The sequence below is a fragment of the Kribbella endophytica genome (assembly GCF_054781295.1).
In genome coordinates, this window is sequence record NZ_BAAGUR010000004.1 from 626214 (window position 1) to 644165 (window position 17952).

The 17952-nt window shown below is 69.9% G+C and carries 18 protein-coding genes; 3 read left to right on the forward strand and 15 right to left on the reverse strand.

Features of this window, described 5'->3' with window-relative positions:
- Positions 1-21 precede the first annotated feature (21 nt).
- The 11 genes from ACYVIO_RS34655 to ACYVIO_RS34705 all read right to left on the reverse strand — a co-directional run bounded on the left by ACYVIO_RS34655 (position 22) and on the right by ACYVIO_RS34705 (position 9967).
- Positions 22-153 (reverse strand): hypothetical protein, encoded by a 132-nt coding sequence (locus ACYVIO_RS34655; protein WP_460655181.1) that lies wholly within the window; start codon positions 151-153, stop codon positions 22-24.
- A complete protein-coding gene (locus tag ACYVIO_RS34660; RefSeq protein WP_460655182.1) occupies positions 143-442 on the reverse strand; it encodes an SAV_915 family protein in 300 nt (99 codons plus the stop codon). The genes ACYVIO_RS34655 and ACYVIO_RS34660 overlap by 11 nt, the downstream gene beginning before the upstream one ends.
- A gap of 98 nt (positions 443-540) precedes the next feature.
- Positions 541-1218 carry a response regulator gene (locus tag ACYVIO_RS34665; RefSeq protein ID WP_460655183.1) on the reverse strand — a complete coding sequence of 226 codons (678 nt, stop codon included), beginning with the start codon at positions 1216-1218 and terminating at the stop codon, positions 541-543.
- Positions 1215-3764 (reverse strand): sensor histidine kinase, encoded by a 2550-nt coding sequence (locus tag ACYVIO_RS34670; protein WP_460655184.1) that lies wholly within the window; start codon positions 3762-3764, stop codon positions 1215-1217. The genes ACYVIO_RS34665 and ACYVIO_RS34670 overlap by 4 nt, the downstream gene beginning before the upstream one ends.
- A gap of 16 nt (positions 3765-3780) precedes the next feature.
- Positions 3781-4413, reverse strand: coding sequence for a K(+)-transporting ATPase subunit C (kdpC, locus tag ACYVIO_RS34675; protein ID WP_460655185.1), 633 nt, complete (start codon positions 4411-4413; stop codon positions 3781-3783).
- Between the two features lie 30 nt (positions 4414-4443).
- Positions 4444-6480 carry a potassium-transporting ATPase subunit KdpB gene (gene kdpB / locus ACYVIO_RS34680; protein ID WP_460655469.1) on the reverse strand — a complete coding sequence of 679 codons (2037 nt, stop codon included), beginning with the start codon at positions 6478-6480 and terminating at the stop codon, positions 4444-4446.
- Between the two features lie 47 nt (positions 6481-6527).
- On the reverse strand, positions 6528-8189 hold the full coding sequence (gene kdpA, locus ACYVIO_RS34685; RefSeq protein WP_460655186.1) for a potassium-transporting ATPase subunit KdpA: 1662 nt from the start codon (positions 8187-8189) through the stop codon (positions 6528-6530).
- On the reverse strand, positions 8189-8278 hold the full coding sequence (kdpF, locus tag ACYVIO_RS34690) for a K(+)-transporting ATPase subunit F (RefSeq protein ID WP_130442715.1): 90 nt from the start codon (positions 8276-8278) through the stop codon (positions 8189-8191). The genes kdpA and kdpF overlap by 1 nt, the downstream gene beginning before the upstream one ends.
- 255 nt (positions 8279-8533) lie before the next feature.
- Entirely contained in the window at positions 8534-9028 is a 495-nt protein-coding gene (locus tag ACYVIO_RS34695) for a DUF1269 domain-containing protein (protein ID WP_460655187.1), read from the reverse strand.
- A gap of 25 nt (positions 9029-9053) precedes the next feature.
- Positions 9054-9731 carry a GAP family protein gene (locus ACYVIO_RS34700; RefSeq protein WP_460655188.1) on the reverse strand — a complete coding sequence of 226 codons (678 nt, stop codon included), beginning with the start codon at positions 9729-9731 and terminating at the stop codon, positions 9054-9056.
- 14 nt (positions 9732-9745) lie between these two features.
- Positions 9746-9967 (reverse strand): hypothetical protein, encoded by a 222-nt coding sequence (locus tag ACYVIO_RS34705; RefSeq protein ID WP_460655189.1) that lies wholly within the window; start codon positions 9965-9967, stop codon positions 9746-9748.
- Positions 9968-10076: 109 nt separating this feature from the next.
- On the opposite strand from ACYVIO_RS34705, the gene ACYVIO_RS34710 reads away from it, so the two are divergent.
- Positions 10077-11126 carry a lysylphosphatidylglycerol synthase domain-containing protein gene (locus tag ACYVIO_RS34710; RefSeq protein ID WP_460655190.1) on the forward strand — a complete coding sequence of 350 codons (1050 nt, stop codon included), beginning with the start codon at positions 10077-10079 and terminating at the stop codon, positions 11124-11126.
- Here ACYVIO_RS34710 and ACYVIO_RS34715 read toward each other — a convergent pair whose 3' ends face one another.
- Together ACYVIO_RS34715 and ACYVIO_RS34720 are read right to left on the reverse strand one after the other, a co-directional pair.
- Positions 11127-11384, reverse strand: coding sequence for an SHOCT domain-containing protein (locus ACYVIO_RS34715; RefSeq protein WP_460655191.1), 258 nt, complete (start codon positions 11382-11384; stop codon positions 11127-11129). It abuts the gene before it with no gap.
- Positions 11381-11824, reverse strand: coding sequence for a DUF6325 family protein (locus ACYVIO_RS34720; RefSeq protein ID WP_460655192.1), 444 nt, complete (start codon positions 11822-11824; stop codon positions 11381-11383). Before ACYVIO_RS34720 ends, ACYVIO_RS34715 begins: the two co-directional genes overlap by 4 nt.
- Before the next feature lie 176 nt (positions 11825-12000).
- On the opposite strand from ACYVIO_RS34720, the gene ACYVIO_RS34725 reads away from it, so the two are divergent.
- Together ACYVIO_RS34725 and ACYVIO_RS34730 are read left to right on the forward strand one after the other, a co-directional pair.
- A complete protein-coding gene (locus tag ACYVIO_RS34725; protein WP_460655193.1) occupies positions 12001-13995 on the forward strand; it encodes a hypothetical protein in 1995 nt (664 codons plus the stop codon).
- A gap of 19 nt (positions 13996-14014) precedes the next feature.
- On the forward strand, positions 14015-15151 hold the full coding sequence (locus ACYVIO_RS34730) for a S1C family serine protease (protein ID WP_460655194.1): 1137 nt from the start codon (positions 14015-14017) through the stop codon (positions 15149-15151).
- On the opposite strand, the gene glsA is transcribed toward ACYVIO_RS34730, so the two are convergent.
- Positions 15132-16145, reverse strand: a complete 1014-nt coding sequence (glsA, locus tag ACYVIO_RS34735) for a glutaminase A (RefSeq protein ID WP_460655195.1) — start codon at positions 16143-16145, stop codon at positions 15132-15134. The two genes, ACYVIO_RS34730 and glsA, sit on opposite strands and share 20 nt — an antisense overlap.
- 1 nt (position 16146) lies before the next feature.
- Entirely contained in the window at positions 16147-17928 is a 1782-nt protein-coding gene (locus tag ACYVIO_RS34740) for an SLC13 family permease (protein ID WP_460655196.1), read from the reverse strand.
- Positions 17929-17952 lie beyond the last annotated feature (24 nt).

The following is a 17952-nucleotide window of genomic DNA, read 5'->3' on the forward strand; positions in this document are numbered from 1 at the left end:
GGACTCGGCACCGGGTGTGGATCAGACGAAGTGGTTCAGTACGCCGAGCAGCACCGCCAGGACGCCGACCACGAGGATGATCCGCACGACCGCCACCAGTTCGGGGTTGGCCGGTTCGGGCTGCGGCCTGGGGTGATGACGATCAACGGCCATGGGAGCCCACCAGTTCCGGAGCTGCCGCTCCGACGTCGGGTCCGACCAGTACGGCGTCGAACTGGATCACGTGGATACCGAGCTGCGCCAGCAGCCCGCGCAGTTCGGGCTCGCCGATCCGCAGCCAGTCCTGGCGCGGACCCGACGCCGCCCGCAACCGCGCGAGGCTGCTGAACGCGATGCCTACCCGAACGCCGTCGGGCCGCCGCCCGAGCTGGAGCGCGACCACGTCGGGTGCGCCGGCGGTCCGGGTAGGCACGAATAAGGGAACGTCCATCGATGTACTCACCCCTCCACGCTAGGCCTCGGACCCGGCGTACAGGCGCTTCCTCACAGGTCTCCCACAGCGACCCGGCGACCTCGTACAGGTCTCTCACACGAGCAGGCTCAGGGCTCGAACCGGTACCCCATGCCGGGCTCGTTCAGCAGGTACCGCGGCCGGGCCGGATCCGGTTCGAGCTTGCGGCGCAGCTGCGTCATGTAGAACCGCAGGTTGCCGCTGGCGGTCTCGTAGCCCGGCCCCCACACCTCGGTGAGCAACTGGCGCTGCGACAGCAGCTTGCCGGGATGACGAGCCAGTACCTCGAGCAGGTGCCACTCGGTCGGCGTCAGGTGGATCAACTCACCCGTTGCCTTACGCACCTTCTTGGTCGCGAGATCGACCTCCAGCGTCCCGATCGCGAACTGCGGCTCGTCCGGTGTCAGGCTGCTCCGCCGCAGTACGGCGCGCAAGCGCGCGAACAGCTCGTCGATCCCGAACGGCTTGGTCATGTAATCGTCGGCGCCCGCGTCGAGCGCCTCCACCTTGTCGCTGCTGTCGGTGCGTCCGGACAGCACCAGGATCGGTGCGGAGGTCCAGCCCCGCAGTCCGCGGATCACGTCGACGCCGTCGAAGTCCGGCAGGCCCAGATCCAGTACGACGACGTCCGGCGGGTGCTGCCCGGCCGTCGACAACGCCGTAGAACCCCGGTCGGCGGTGTACACCTCGTACCCGCGCGCTTTCAGGTTGATCCGCAGGGTCCTGATGATCTGCGGTTCATCGTCGACGACGAGAACTCTGGTCACTCCGACCGCTCTCTGCTACCCGGCACCGGAGGCTCCGACGCGCTCGAAGGGATCGACACGACCATCGTCAGTCCGCCGCCCGGCGTGTCCTCGGGCTGGACCGTGCCGTGCATCGTCTCGGTCAGCCCACGCGCCAGCGCGAGGCCGAGCCCGACGCCGGTCGAGTTGTCGGTGTCGCCGAGGCGCTGGAACGGCGCGAACACCCGGCCGCGATCGGCCGGCGGGATCCCGGGTCCTCGATCGACCACCCGGATCTCCACCACCTCTCCCAAAGCGCTTGCCGACAGCAACGGTGGCCGACCGGGCGGCGAGTACCGTACGGCGTTCGCGAGCAGGTTCACGATCACCCGCTCCAGCAGGGCCGGATCGACATCGATCAACGGCAGGCCGAGCGGGATGTCGACGCGGACCTGACCACCGTCACCGAGCTCAGCCAGTACGCCGGGCACGATCTCGTCAAGCGCCGTCGGCCGTTGGAAGACGGGCAGTACCCCGGCCTGCAGCCGACTCAGGTCGAGCAGGTTGTCGACCAACCGATTCAAACGATCGAGCGATTCGTCAGCGGTCTCCAGCAACTCGTCGCGCTCGGACGGGCTCCACTCGACATCGTTGCTGCGCAGACTCGTCACCGACGCCTTCGCCGACGCCAGCGGGGTGCGCAGATCGTGGCCGACAGCCCGCAACAACGCCGTACGGACCTTGTCGGCTTCAGCGAGCGGCTTCGCCTCGGCCGCGGCCTCGCTGAGCCGCGCCCGGTCGACCAACGCAGCAGCGTGGGCCGCGAACGCGCCGACCAGCCGGCGCTCGTCGGCGGCGAGCGACCGGCCCTGCAGCACCAGCACGAGATCCTCGCGTCCCGGGATCTCCGCGTCACCGTCCTCGGGGCGCCGGCAGGTCGGCGTACCGGCGGAGGCGATCGGTCGCCAGATCTCGGTCAGCTCATCGTCGTCCACCCGCTCCATCAGGCAGGCCGACGTCATCCCGAAGGCCTCGCGAACCCGCTCGAGCAACGCCGGAAGAGCGGTCTCGCCCCGCAGCACGGTCCCGGCCAGCGTCGCCAGTGTCTCGGACTCGGCCGTCGACCGCGCCGCCTGCCTGGTACGGCGGGCGGCGCGATCGACCACCGAGGAGACCATCGCCGCGACGAGGACGAAGATCGCCAGCGCGAGCACGTTGTTCGGCTCCGCCACGGTGAAAGTGCGCGTCGGGGGCGTGAAGTAGTAGTTCAGCACCAGCGATCCACCGACCGCCGTCAGCAACGCCGGCCACAGACCGCCGACCAGAGCGACGACGACCACCGCAAAGAGGAAGACGAGCACGTCACTGGTCAGGTTCAGAGTGTCCGCGCCGATGCCGAGCAGCACCGCCAGCAGCAGCGGCAACCCGCAGGCCAGGACGAACCCGTACACCTTGCGACGCCGCGACAGACTCCCCTGCCGCCGCGGCAACCTGCCACGACCGATCTCCGCATGGGTGACGATGTGGACGTCGATGTCCCCCGACTCCCGGATCGTGCTCGCACCGATCCCAGGCCCGGCCAGCGACGCGAACACCGAGCGCCGGCTGCCACCGAGCACCAGCTGCGTCGCGTTCTCCGCCCGGGCGAACGACAGCAACGCGTCGGGAATGTCGTCCCCGACCACCTGGTGGTAACTGCCACCGAGGCTCTCCACGAGATCGCGCTGCTGAGCCAGCCGCGCCGGGCTCGCTCCGGTCAACCCGTCCGAGCGAGTGACGTGGACGGCGAGCAGATCCCCGCCGGACGACCGCGCGGCGATCCGGGCCGCACGCCGGATCAACGTCTCCCCCTCGGGTCCGCCGGTCACGGCGACCACGACCCGCTCCCGGGCCTCCCAGGTCGAATCGATCTCGTGCTGCGACCGGTACTGCTGCAGCCCCGCGTCGACCCGGTCCGCCAGCCAGAGCAACGCCAGCTCCCGCAGCGCCGACAGGTTGCCCACCCGGAAGTAGTTGCCCAGGGCAGCGTCCACCTTGTCGGCGGCGTACACGTTGCCGTGTGCCATCCGGCGCCGCAGCGCCTCCGGCGTCATGTCGACCAGCTCGATCTGGTCGGCTGCCCGGACCACGCGGTCCGGGACCGTTTCGCGCTGCGGGACGCCGGTGATCTTCTCGACCACGTCGTTGATCGACTCCAGGTGCTGGATGTTCACCGTGGAGATCACATCGATCCCGGCGGTCAGCAGCTCGTCGATGTCCTGCCAGCGCCGCTCGTTCCGGCTGCCCGGAATGTTCGTGTGCGCTAGTTCGTCGACCAGGACGACGTCCGGCCTGCGGGCCAGTACGGCGTCCAGGTCGAACTCGGTGAAGCTGGCACCGCGGTGATCGACGATCCGCCGCGGCACCACCTCCAGTCCTTCCAGCATCGCGTCCGTGTGGGGCCGGCCGTGGGTCTCCACAAAGCCGACCACCACATCGGTGTCCCGCGCCACCCGGCGCTGCCCCTCGCCGAGCATCTTGTACGTCTTCCCGACGCCCGGGGCAGCCCCGAGGTAGATCCGCAGTCGCCCGCGGCCGCTCCTGCTCATCCCTCGACCGGGCCGGTCAGCTCAGCTCGGCGAGATCGCGGTTCAGCGTCACGACGTTCACCGCGGTCTCCCCCAGGAACCCGAGCGTGCGGCCCTGGGTGTTGTCCTTCACCAGCTGCTGGACCTGGCCGACGTCGAGCCCACGCTCCCGCGCGACCCGCTGCACCTGCAGTGCGGCGTACGCCGGGCTGATGCTCGGGTCGAGCCCGCTCCCGCTGGCCGTGACCGCGTCCGGCGGAACCTGCGACGGGTCGACGCCCTCGAGCTTGGCGACGTCGGCACGACGCTGCTCGATCAGCTTCAGCAGCTCGGGGTTGTTCGGACCGTACTGCGACGCCGAGCTGCCCATCGCGTCGTAGTCGACCGCGGACGGCCGGGTCTGGAACCACTTCGGGTCGGCCTCCATGATCGGCTCGCCGTCCGCGTCCTTCTGGCCGGTGTCCCGGGTGTAGGCCTGACCGATCAGGTCCGAGCCGACGTCCTTGCCGTCCACCTGGACGATCGAGCCGTTCGCGTTGCCGTGGAACAGGGCCTGCGCGGCACCTGTCATCGCCAGCGGGTACACGATCCCGAGAGCGATGGTGAGCACCACCACGGCCCGGATCGCCACCCCGAACTGCCGTACGGAGCCGGGGAGATTGCTAGCCATTGCAGTACACCTTTCGAATCGTCATGACGGTCAGCCGATCCCGGGAATGAGCGAGACCAGCAGGTCGATGAGCTTGATGCCGACGAACGGGGTGACGAGTCCGCCGAGCCCGTAGATCAGCAGGTTGCGGCGCAGCATCGCCGAGGCCGACGACGGCTTGTACCGCACACCACGCAGCGCGAGCGGGACCAGCGCCACGATCACCAGCGCGTTGAACACGATGGCCGAGACGATCGCCGACTCCGGCGAGGCCAGCTGCATGATGTTCAGCTTGTCCAGCCCCGGGTACGACGCGGCGAACAGCGCCGGCAGGATCGCGAAGTACTTGGCCACGTCGTTCGCGATCGAGAACGTGGTCAGCGAACCCCGGGTGATCAGCAACTGCTTGCCGATCTCGACGATCTCGATCAGCTTGGTCGGGTTGGAGTCCAGGTCGACCATGTTGCCGGCCTCCTTGGCCGCCGACGTCCCGGAGTTCATCGCCACACCGACGTCGGCCTGGGCCAGCGCCGGGGCGTCGTTCGTCCCGTCGCCGGTCATCGCGACCAGTCGGCCGCCCTCCTGCTCCTTCTTGATCAGCGCCATCTTGTCCTCGGGCGTCGCCTCGGCCAGGAAGTCGTCGACCCCGGCCTCCTCGGCGATCGCCTTGGCGGTCAGCTGGTTGTCGCCGGTGATCATCACAGTCCGGATGCCCATCGCGCGCATCTGGTCGAACCGCTCCCGCATACCCGCCTTGACGACGTCCTTCAGGTGGATGACCCCCAGCGGCCGCGCCACCCCGTCCTTGCTGATGGCAACCACCAGCGGGGTCCCGCCGGAGGCCGAGATGCCGTCGACGAGGTCGCCCAGCCCGGCCACCACGGTGCCGCCCTGGTCGTGGATCCACGCGGTCACGGCACCGGCCGCACCCTTCCGGATCTGCCGGTCGTCGACGTCCACACCGCTCATCCGCGTCTGCGCGGTGAACTCCACGAACGTTGCGTGCGGCAACTCACCGGTGTGCCGCTCGCGCAGCCCGTACCGGCTCTTCGCTAGTACGACGATCGACCGGCCCTCCGGCGTCTCGTCCGCCAGGCTGGACAGCTGCGCCGCATCTGCCAGCTCGGTCTCGCTGACCCCCGCCAGCGGGATGAACTCCGCGGCCTGCCGGTTCCCCAGCGTGATCGTCCCGGTCTTGTCCAGCAGCAGCGTGTTCACGTCGCCGGCCGCCTCGACCGCGCGGCCCGACATCGCCAGCACGTTGCGCTGCACCAGCCGGTCCATGCCCGCGATCCCGATCGCCGACAGGAGTGCACCGATCGTGGTCGGGATCAGGCACACCAGCAGAGCGACCAGTACGACGATGCCGAGGTTCGTTCCGGCGTACGCCGCGAACGGCTTCAGCGTCACCGTGGCCATCAGGAACACGATGGTCAGGCTGGCCAGCAGGATGTTCAGCGCGATCTCGTTCGGCGTCTTCTGCCGGGAGGCACCCTCGACCAGCGCGATCATCCGGTCGATGAAGCTCTCCCCCGGCCTGGTCGTGATCTTCACGACGATCCGGTCCGACAGCACCCGCGTCCCACCGGTCACCGCACTGCGGTCACCACCGGACTCACGGATCACCGGCGCGGACTCACCGGTGATCGCAGACTCGTCGACGCTGGCCACGCCCTCGACGACGTCACCGTCGCCGGGAATGACCTGGCCGGCCTCGACGACCACCCGGTCGCCCAGCTGCAGCGCCGTGGCCGGGACCTCTTCCTCGGACCCGTCGGCGGTCAGCCGCCGCGCCGTGGTCTCCGTCTTGGCCCGCCGGAGCGTGTCGGCCTGGGCCTTGCCGCGGCCTTCCGCGACGGCTTCGGCGAGGTTGGCGAAGATCACGGTCAGCCAGAGCCAGACCACGATCCACCAGACGAAGACACTCGAATCGGTGAGGGCCAGCACCGTCGACGCGACCGCGCCGACCTCGACCACGAACATCACCGGGTTCTTCACCATCACCCGCGGATCCAGCTTCCGGACGGCGTCCGGCAGCGACGTCAGCAGCATCTTCGGGTCGAACAGACCCGAGCGCGTCTTCGTCACCGCCTTCTGCGGCGCCGGTGCCGGGGACGGGGTCTTCAACAGCGTGGTCACAGTCCCTCCGCGAGGGGTCCAAGGGTGAGTGCGGGGAAGTAGGTCAGGCCCGTGACGATCAGTACGACGCCGACGAGCATCGTGACGAACAGGGCCTTGTGGGTGGGCAACGTGCCTTCGTTCACCGGTACCGGCTGCTGCTTGGCGAACGAGCCGGCCAGGGCGAGAACGAGCACGATCGGTACGAACCGGCCGAGCAGCATCGCCAGGCCGAGCGCCGTGTTGTAGAACGGCGTGTTCGCGCTGAGACCGCCGAACGCGCTGCCGTTGTTGTTGGCCGCCGAGGTGAACGCGTAGAGCACCTCGGAGAAGCCGTGCGGGCTGTCGGTGTTGAAGATCGAGGCCCGGGCCGACTGCAGGCCCATCGCGATCGCCGTACCGGCCAGCACCAGGCTCGGGGTGGCCAGGATGTAGAGGGAGACCAGCTTCATCTCGCGGGCGCTGATCTTCTTGCGCAGGTACTCCGGCGTCCGGCCGACCATCAGCCCGGCGACGAAGACCGCCAGGACAGCCAGCACGAGCATGCCGTACAGGCCGGTGCCGACACCGCCCGGACTGACCTCACCGAGCATCATGTGGAACAACGTCGTTCCACCGCCCAGCGGGGTGAGCGAGTCGTGCGCGGCGTTCACCGCGCCGGTCGACGTACCGGTCGTGGACGAGGCGAACAGCGCCGACGCCCACTCGCCGAAGCGGGTCTCCTTGCCCTCCATGGCAGCGCCCGCGGCCTGCGTCGCCGTACCGGCACCGCGGACCTCGAAGATCGTCGCCGCGAAGGTGAAGGCCGCCCACAGCGTGCCCATCACGCCGAGAATGGCGTAGCCCTGGCGCTTGTCCTTGACCAGCAGGCCGAAGGTGCGGGTGATGCAGACCGGGATCAGCAGGATCAGGAAGATCTCGAACAGGTTCGACAGCCCGTTGGGGTTCTCGAACGGGTGCGCGGAGTTGGCGTTGTAGTAGCCACCGCCGTTCGTGCCGAGCTCTTTGATCACCTCCTGGCTAGCGACCGAGCCACCCGGGAGGGTCTGCGCCTGGCCGACCACACTGGTGACCTCGTGCCCCGACGACAGGTTCTGTACGACGCCCATCGCGACCAGCAGCAGGCCGCCCAGGATCGCGATCGGCAGCAGGATCCGCAGCACGGTCCGGATCAGGTCGACCCAGAAATTGCCCAGCCGGTCGGTCCGGGACCGGGCGAAGCCGCGCATCAGCGCGACGGCCACGCTGATACCGACCGCGGCGGAGACGAAGTTCTGCACCGCGAGGCCGGCGAACTGGACCAGGTGGCCCATCGTCACCTCAGGCGAGTACGACTGCCAGTTGGTGTTCGCGACGAACGACGCGGCGGTGTTGAACGACAGTCCCTGCTCGACCCCGGGCAGGCCGTTGGAGAACGGCAGGTGACCCTGCACGCGCTGCAACCCGTAGAGGAAGATCAGGCTGACGGCGGAGAAGGCGAGCAGCGACCGGGCGTAGACCGCCCAGGTCTGGTCGGCCTTCGCATCGACTCCCAGCAGCTTGTACGTACCACGCTCGACCCGGGAGTCCTTGTCCGTGCTGAAGACGTGGGCCATGTAACCACCCAGCGGCCGGTAGGCGGCCGCCAGGAGCAGGACCAGCAGGCCGACCTGGAGCAGGCCGGCGGCGGTGTCGGACATCAGAACCTCTCGGGAAAGATCAGGGCGGCGACCAGGTAGAGGACCAGCGCCGCGGCGACCACGAGGCCCGCGATGTTCTCGGCGCTCACAGCTTCTCCACCCCCCGCAGTACGAACCACACGGCCGCGAACGTACCGACACAGACGGCTAGGAACAGAAGGTCCTTCATGACCTGCCCCACCCCTCGACTAAAGAGCTCATGCCTCTACTGGACACCGCCGCCTGCCCAGTCAGGAGTCTTCTCGCAGACCTCTCACAGCCGCTCGCCCAGCTCTCACGCGACTCTCACGGCGACGCCGGGATCGTCGTCACGGCGACCAGGTTCACCCGCGAAGCAGCTCGACTCAGGCGGCGAACATCTCTCGCAGGGCCTGCTCCTGCTCGGCGGACAGGTTCGACTGGATCAGCTCCGGCTTCTGGAGGCCGGTCGCGTCGAACGTGGCTTTGACCTTGTCGCGGTCCACGTCGCTGGTCAGCAGGAACAGCGCCGATGTTCCAGGGGTGATCTGGTCGCGGGCCGACCTGATGAACTCGTCGTCGATCCCGACATCGACCAGGGATCCTGCCAGGGCGCCTGACGCGGCCCCCAGCGCGGCACCGGCCAGTGGCATCAGGAAGATCAGGCCGAACAGCATTCCCCAGAACATGCCGCCGATCGCGCCGACCCCGGTGAGATCGCGGACCTGCCGGGTTCTGGGGCGTCTCGCCTCGGGTTGCCACGACACCGAGGCGGCGTCGTGCACCTTGAGCAGATCCTGTTTCGCGAGCGCCTCGAGCGTGGCGATCGCCTGGTTGGCGCCGTCCCAGCTCGCGAACTTCCAGACGGTCAAGGTCGCCATCGGTCTGCTCTCCCTCGCGTGCGGATCATCGGAACAGGTCCAGGCCGCGGCCGATCAGGACGGTGGACAGGACGAGCAGGAGGACGACGGTGATCGTGTTCAGGTTGGTCAGCAGCCAGGTCTCGAGGCTCTTCAGGGTCTCGGCGGACTTCGCCGTACCGGCGATCACCACCGCGACCAGCGGGCCGAGGACGGTCAGTGAGGCCGCACTGACGAAGACGGCGGTGGCGGCTGTCAGGGATCCCGCGGCCAGACCGGCTCCGCCCAGGGAGCCGCCGGCGCTGACGATCAGGGGGAGGTTCTTCACGTTGGCCAGCGCCGCGCCGGCTCCGGTCAGGACGAGCGCGGGTCCGGACAGCGCGGCGATCCGGTCCACGATCGCCGGCCGGGGTGGCGGTTCACCAGGTACCGGCCGTTTGCGCCAGTACCGCACCGCGAGGCCGGCGAACAGCAGTCCGACCGCCAGTTGAACGAGGTCGACGCCGTCGCGTGCAGCCTCCGCGTCGTCCTGCGCGACGGTGTCGGTGAGCCACGCGACGAGACCGACCGCGATCGCCAGCGCGCCCACCCAGCCGACCGCGAAGCTCAGTCCCGCGCGCACCGGCCGGGCGGACATCAGCACCAGCACGATGCAGACCATCGGGACCGGGCTCAGGGCGATCGCCATCGCTTGCGGAAGGACGGCGCCGACCACAGGCCACACTCCGGGGCCGCCCCTCAGTCCTTCTCCGCCGACCGGTTCGGCGGAACCTGCACCACCTCGAGGATGTCCACGCCCAGCATGTCCAGGTGGTTGAGGATGCCGGCCAGCGCCGCCTGGTCGGCCAGGTAACCGTGCAGGATGGTCTGCGCGGGCTCCGGGTCGGCGGACAGGGCGGGGAACGCGTCCGTCAGATCGCGCGACAACTCGCCTTTGACCCGGATGACGTAGTGGCCCATGGCGTAACGCCCCTTTCACCCTTCGACCCGATGTTGCGGCCTCACGGCCTCGACCGACTCCCCCGGATCGGGGGATGGTGGCCGGGCTCCGGCTCAGCAGGCTGTACCCATGGCCGAGCCCCTGTCGCCTCCGGCGCACGCAGCTCCCCGGCGGAAGATCCCCAAGCCTGTCCTGCGATTCGGCCGGATCGCTCTCGTCGTCGTGGTGGGCTGGCTGCTCCTGCGTCTGCTCCGTGACGTCAGTTGGTACGACGTGGGTACGGCGCTCACCCATCTCAGCGTCTGGCAGATCCTGGTCCTGCTGGCCGCGATGCTGGTCCGGCGGGCCCTCCTCGCCGCTCCGATCGCACTGCTGATCGCCGGTCTGGGCTACCTGCGGGCCATGGTCAACGATGTCGCGGCCGCCTCGGTCGCCATGATCGCGCCGTCGCCGAGCGACGTGGTGATCCGGCTGGCCATGCTGCGGTCGTGGGGCATCGACACCACGAACGCGGCGTCCGGGCTGACCGTCAGCACGCTGCTGTTCTACGTCGCGCGGCTGAGCGCGCCGGTCCTGGGCTTCGCGATCTTCTGGGCCACTCGCACGTTCTACGCGCCGTTCGGCTGGTCGGCCTTGCTGTTCGGCTCCGCAGCGGCGCTTCTCCTGGGCGGACTGCTCTACGCGCTCCGGGCCGACCGGACCGCCGCGAAGCTCGGGCGTCTCCTCGGATCGTTGCTGCGCCGGGTACGGCCCTCCACCCGCGGACCGGACGCGTGGGCGCAGGTGCTGGTCGAGTTCCAGTCGCACAGCGCCGAGCGGATGCGCCGGCGCGGGGGTCTCGCGGTCGCCAGCCAGATCGTCCTGATCGCCGCGGAAGCGGGCGTTCTGATCCTTTGCCTGGCGTTCGTCGGCGTCCGGATCGACGGCCCCACCCTCGCGATCCTCGCCTGCAGCTTCTTCGTCATCTACCCGCTGACGGGCCTGCCGATGATGGGCGCCGGGGTGCTCGACGCGACGTACGCCGCCTTCGTCTCCGACCACAGCACGGTCGCCGCGACCGACCTGGTCGCGGGCCTGCTGGTCTGGCGGGTCGCCGTCCAGCTCGTGCCCGTGGTCGTCGGCCTGCTCACCGTCTTGTGGTGGCGCCGGTCCAACTCCACGACGGCAGCCACCGACTAGTCAGTCGTCCTGCAGGATCTTCGCCTTCTCGGCCTCGAACTCGGCCTCGGTCAGTACGCCGGAGTCCCGCAGCCCGCCGAGCTCCTGCAGCTGCCGCAGCATGGCGGAGCGCTCGTCGACCGCGGACGGCGCGGGTGGCGGCGGAGCCGTCGTCGACGCCGCCCAGGTTCCTTGCTGCCGGGCAGCGATCCGGTTGTGCACGCGGGTCGCCGTACCGGCGATGACGGCGGTCCGCGCCGCGGTCCTGAGCAGTCTCACCGTGGCTCCCCCTGGTCGACACCCAGTGCTGCTTCGAGGTCCGCGGCCGGGATCCGGCCGGCGGCGGCCAGTCGCGCGCCCTGCTCCCGCAGGGCGGCCTCCATCGACACGATCCACTCGTTCTCGTAGATGACGACGACGCCCAGCCTGCCCGGCTCGATGAAAGCCCCCGCCTCCCGGAGGTCGTCGGCGTCCAGCAGACCCGACGAGGCACCGGCGAACGGCGCCAGCTCCGGAAGGACGCCGTCGCCGGGGATGACGAAGGACAGCGTTCCGTCGGCGGACTTACGGACCACCTCGAGGTCGAGGATCCGGACGACGTCGCGCTCGGCGAGCTGCAGCAGCGCGCCGAACCCCTGCGGTCCGGGACCGTCCGGAGGGATCTCGACCACCAGCAGATCGATCGGACCCAGCACGTGATCGGCGTCCTGCTTCGCCATCTGCGACCTCCGCTCGTGTCGCGGCGCGGACGACACAAGCGCCGTACGCCGGGACGTCCGCCATGGTTCCAAGCTGTTCCGGCCGCGCGGATCACCCGGATCGGGTGACCCGGCGACGGGCGGTGGATCAGCGTTGGATGGTGCGGGAGCAGCTCCCGCGGACTCATCCTGACGACATGAAGGCATCCGCGTGGAGGCGTGCTGTGATGTCGGCCGCGGTCGTCGCGGTGCTCGTGTGCCTGCCCGGCCAGGCGGTGGCCGACGAATCTCCGCAGGACGAGGCCGGGAAGGCCCTGGCCGAGCGCTACTCCCCCGTCGTACGGCTGCAGCAGGACTCCCCGAGGTGTGCGGCCGGCGAGCAGTTCCGGCCGACCGACGTCGAAGCCGTGCTCGGCGATCAACAGGTGGCGCTCCGCGGGCCTTGGCGGCCGCCCGACCTGGTCAAGCCACAACCCGAGGGCACGGACCTGGGACGCCAGTACCCCGGCCACTTCCTCGACTTCCCCGGCGACCCGCTGCGCCCCGGGTGCGGCTACGCCGAATGGTCGACGCGGATCAACGCGGTGCATCCGGCGACCGTCTACGCCCACGTGGTCTCCGATCCGGGGTTCCCCGGCCAGCTCTCCTTGGAGTACTGGTTCTTCTACGTCTTCAACGACTACAACAACACCCACGAAGGAGACTGGGAGTCGATCCGGCTGGTCTTCGACGTCGGGACCCCCGCCGCCGCACTGACCACAGACCCGACCGCCGTCGGCTACAGCCAGCACGGCGGAGCCGAACGGGCGTTGTGGGGCGACGCGAAGCTCGAGCTCGTGGACGGCACCCACCCGGTCGTCTACCCGGCGGCGGGTTCGCACGCGAACAAGTTCGGCCGCCGGCTGTACCTCGGCCGAGGCTCGGAGGGACTCGGGTGCGACGACACCACCAGGCCGATGGACGCGATGGGCCCGCGCGTCGCCTACGTGCCGATGGCCCGCGCGGACTACCTGTCGCAGTATCCCTGGCTCGCCTTCGAAGGGCGTTGGGGCGAACGGCAACGGTCCTTCTTCGACGGTCCGACCGGGCCGAACATGAAGACGTCGTGGACCGCGCCGATCCAGGACGCCGAGGCGACCTGGCGGGACGACAGCAACACCGTGCCGGTCGGCGCGGTGCTCGGACCGAGCAGCACCGGCGTCTTCTGTACGGCGGTCGGAACCGGATCGAACCTGCTGCGCGAGACCCTCGACCGGACCTGGCTGCTGGGCCTGCTGCTCGCGACACTGGTGGTCCTGATCTGGTTCGCAGCGAGCCGTACTCGCTGGTCCGACGCTCCCCCGCTCCCGGCCCGCAAGCGGCGGGCCTGGGGTCAGACGGTTGTCGCCGCCCTTCGGCTGTTCAGGCACAGACCCGGTCTGTTCGCGGGCTTCGCCACGGCCTTCGTCGTGCTGAGCCTGGTGACCGTCGCCCTGGCCAGGATCCAGGTCGCCCGGCGGGACGCGCCGGCCGACCTCGGCGCCCCGACCGAGAACGCGACCGGCTTCTGGGCGTCCCTGCTCGCGCTGGTGGTCACGATCCTCACCATCGCGACGTACGTCGTCCTGCTGACCGCTGTCACGGCAACGCTCGACCGACTCGACCGCGGCGTCCCCGCGACGGCAGGACCCGCGCTGCGCCAGGTGACCTCGAACTGGCGTCCGGTGACCCGGGTGGCCGTGCAGTACTTCGTCGTGATCACCGTCCTGACGATCTTCGTGGCGACGATTCCCCTGGCGGTCTACTACACGGTCAGTCGTGCGTTCGCCCTGCCCGTCGTGATGGCCGAGCACTGCTCCGGCCGTACGGCGTTGCGCCGCAGCCGGTTGCTGATCAGAGGCCGCTGGTGGCGTACGGCGGGACCGCTCGCGGTCGTTCTCGGCCTGGGCCTGGCGGCCGGGCCGGTCGCCGGGATCGTGCTGCTGCTCGGGACCGACCTGTCGGCGACGCTGATCGACGTGGTGTCGTCGCTGCTGTTCGCCCTGGCGATGCCGGTCGCCGCCACGGCGGTCGTCTACCTGTACTTCGACCGCTTCGTGGCCGGGCCGCGATCACCTGGATCGGGTGAGCTTCCCGACGCCGGACGAACTTACGCTCGGGATGGTGACGGGAGCGTCGAGGACGACCTCACGCCGGCGCGCTCCGACTCCTGAACGCACGAAGGAGATCGAGATGGTCCAGACCGACGGCGGACCGCCGGATCCCGCAACCGCCCCACCGGTCCGTCGGCACCGCCAACTGCTGGTCCCGACGGCGGTCGGTGTGATCGTCGGCGCGCTGGTCACCGCGCTGATCTTCCTCGCCGTACGACGTGACGACGACACCGCCGGTACGGCGTCCGCCGCCGACCAGGCCGATCCGCAGCCGGCGATGTGCGCCGCGATCCCGGTGGCGAACCAGGTGCTGCCCTCGATCGTGAAGATCAGCGCGCGCCGCGGCGCCCAGGCCGGCACCGGATCGGGGCAGGTGATCCGGGACGGCGGCTACATCCTCACCAACGACCACGTCATCTCGGTCGCCGCGGCCGGTGGTGGCGCCGTCTCCGTCCAGTACAGCGACGGCCACGAGTCCGGCGCCGTGATCGTCGGCCGTGACCCGAGCACCGATCTGGCGGTGCTCAAGGCCGCCGATGCCGCGAAGGGCTTTCCGGTGATCGGGTTCGGTTCGTCGGAGTCGCTGCAGGTCGGCCAGCCCGTCGTCGCCCTCGGTGCGCCGCTGGGACTCGCCAGCACGGTCACCTCCGGCATCGTCAGCGCGCTGGACCGGTACGTGCCGGTGCCGGGTGACGGAGTGACTCACCACCTGATCGGAGCCATCCAGACCGACGCGGCGATCAACCCCGGCAACAGCGGAGGCGCGCTGGTGGACTGCGCCGGACGCCTGGTCGGGGTCAACGCCGCGATCGCCACCGTGCCGAACGCCGCCGGCATCAGCGGCGGTGGCAGCGTCGGGCTGGGCTTCGCGATCCCGCTGGACCTGGCCGAACCGATCGCGGACGCGCTGATCAAAACCGGAAAGCCGGGGCATCCGACGACGGGGCTGCAGGTCCAGGAGATTCCACCGGCGGCCGCCCAGGCGGCGAACGCGCCGACCGGCCTCTTCGTGCTCGCGGTCGACGCCGCGGGGCCTGCCGCCAAGGCCGGGCTCAAGGCCGGCGACATCATCACCGAAGTCGCGGGAGAACGCGCTGTCAGCAGTGAGCAGCTTGTCGTCGCCACCCTGACCGGCGCGGTCGGCGACGCTGTCGAGCTGACGTACCTGCGAGCAGGTCAGTCGATCAGCGCGACCCTCACCTTGGCCGCTCCGTAGCAACCGGTACGGCGGGCCGGACGGGCTGGGACGCGAGCAGGTCGAGACCGAGCCGCCGCGCCAGGAACCGTGCGGTCAGCTGGCCTCGCACGCTGTTGCCTGCCTGGTCCAGCCGCGGCGCGAACGTTCCGAGCGCTCCCTTGCCGGGCGAGACGGTGACGATGCCCCCGCCGATCCCGCTCTTGCCGGGAACCCCGACGTCGAGCAGCCAGTCCCCCGACGTCTCGTACAAGCCGGCGATCGTCATCACCGCAAGCGTCTCGCGGGCGGTGTCCGGGTCGACCACCCGCTCCTGCGTCACCGGGCAGATCCCGCCGTCGGCCAGGGTCGCGCCCATCACCGCGAGGTCGGTCGCCGTGACGCCGAGACAGCTCTGCCTGGTGTAGAGCTCGACCGCTTCGCCGGGGTCGCCGGCCAGACCGTCGACGCTGCGCAGCAGAGCGGCCAGGGCGCGGTTGTGGTGATTCGTGGCCAGCGCCGAGGCCAGGACGCTGCGGTCGAGCTGGAGTTCCCGACCCGCGAACGACGACAGACCGTCGGCGACGAAGCCCCAGCGCTCGTCCGCCGTACAGCCCGGAGTCAGACTGGTGGTCGCGATCGCGCCGGAGTTCACCATGGGGTTGGTCCGCCCGCGCGGCGATCGCTCGACCGCCTGCACGGAGTTGAAGGGCAGACCGGTGGCGTTCACCCCGACCAGCGCACGCACGGCGTCGACACCGGCTGCCTGGCAGACCAAGGCGAACACGAACGGTTTCGCGACGCTCATGATCGTGAAGGTCCGCCGTGAGTCCCCCGCCTCGACCAGCCGGCCGTCGGTGGCCGCGACGCAGACGCCGAAGGAGTCCGGGTCGGCCGCGGCCAGTGCCGGATACACGTCGGTCACCTCCCCCGTACCGACGTCCCGGAAGGTCTCGTACGCCGCCTGGACCAGCTCGGCGACGCTGGTCAGCTCGGGCAGGCCGCCGGTGGACACGTACCTGTCGACGGCCGGCATCTCAGAACGGCCAGACCAGCGGGATGATCGTCAGCGCCGTGAGCAGCCACCACGCCATCACGACCAGGCCGAGCTTCCAGTAGTCGCCGAAGCGGTAGCCCGCGGGGCTCATGATCATCATGTTCGCCGGGGTCGAGATCGGCGTCAGCAGCGAGGCCGCTCCGGCGACCGCGATCAGCATCAGGACCGGTTGGACCGACGTCCCGGTTCCCTCCGCGGCGGCCACCGCGATCGGCGCGACGATCAGCACGGTCGCGGTGTTGCTGACCATCTGCCCGAGCGTCGCGGTGAGGACGAAGAGGGCCACCAGCAACAGGTACGGCCGGCCCGGCCCGATCGCGTCGACGATCAGGTCGGCGATCCGGTCCGCGCCACCGCTGGACTGGATCGCAGCCGACAGCGGGATCAGCGCGCCGATCAGAACGACGATCTGCCAGGAGATGGCGCGGTAGGCCTGCCGCGGTCCGACCACCTTGGTCAGCACCATCGCGGTCGCGGCGAGCAGACCGGCCATCGCCGGCGGAACGGCTCCCGTGGCGAGCAGGACGACCATCGCCGCGAGGACGGCGACGGCGATCGATGCCTTCGGCCCCCAGGGCACGGCCTGCCGCCGTACGAGCTCCGGTGAGTCGACCAGCAACACGTCCCGGTCCTTGGTCAGCTCGTCGAGGGCATCCCACGGGCCGTGCACGAGGATCGCGTCCCCTTCGGCCAACTGGGTCTTGCGGCTGCCGCGGTCCTTGCCCATCCGCTGGACGGCGATGATGACCAGGTCCCGGCCGCGGTGCATCCCCGGAAAGACCGTCTCGCCGACCAGCGACGACCGCGGCGGGATGACGGCCTCGACCACTCCGGCCTCGCGCGACATCAGGTCGTCGACCGGCGTCGGCGTCGTACTGACCGCGAGCGACGAGTCACTCGTCAGACTGCCCACCTGGTCAGGCGGACCGGTCACCACCAGGACGTCGCCGACGTCGATGGAGGCATCCAGCCGGGCCCGTCCGCGTTCGTCCTGGACGCCGACAACCACGACATCGGGGTACGACGTGAGGTCGAGCTCGCCGATGCCCTGGCCGATCAGCCGGGACAACTCGCGCACGCGCAGCCGGTAGAACCCGTTGGTCAGCGCGTAGTGGCTGTCGAGCGTCTGGGCGTGCACGGCCAGATCGGCGGCCGGGTGGGCCGGTCGTGCGGCCGGGAGCAGCTTCGGGCCCAGCAGGACCGAGATCGCGATGGTGCCGACGACGAGCGGGACACCCACCACGGCGAACGAGAAGAACGGGAACGCGCCGGCGCCCGCATCGGCGGCCGCGTCGGAGACGATGATGTTGACCGGTGTCCCGGTCAGCATGAGCAGCGAGCCCGCGCTGCCGGCGAAGGTCAACGGCATCAGCATCCGGGACGGCGGTTCACCGATCCGCAGCGCGAGCATGACGACCAGGGGCAGCAGCGCCGCGGTCGCCCCGTTCAGCGTGATCAGCGCCGACAGCACAGCGCACAGACCGGTGACGGCGACCAGCAGCCGGACGCGCGTCGTTCCGGCGTACCGGACGATCGTCTGCCCGGCCCACGCGGTGACGCCGGTGGAGTCGACGGCCTCGCTGACCACGAACAGCGTGGCGATGAAGATCACCACCGGGTCGCCGAACCCGGCCAGCACCGCGGTGAAGTCCAGTACGCCGGTCGCCCAGAGGGCCAGAGCGGTGAGGACGGCGACGACCTCGACGGGGAGGCGGTTCCAGACGAACAGGGCGACGGTGAGCCCCAGGATGAGCAGGCTCACCGTTCCGTCATCCACGGCGACCGC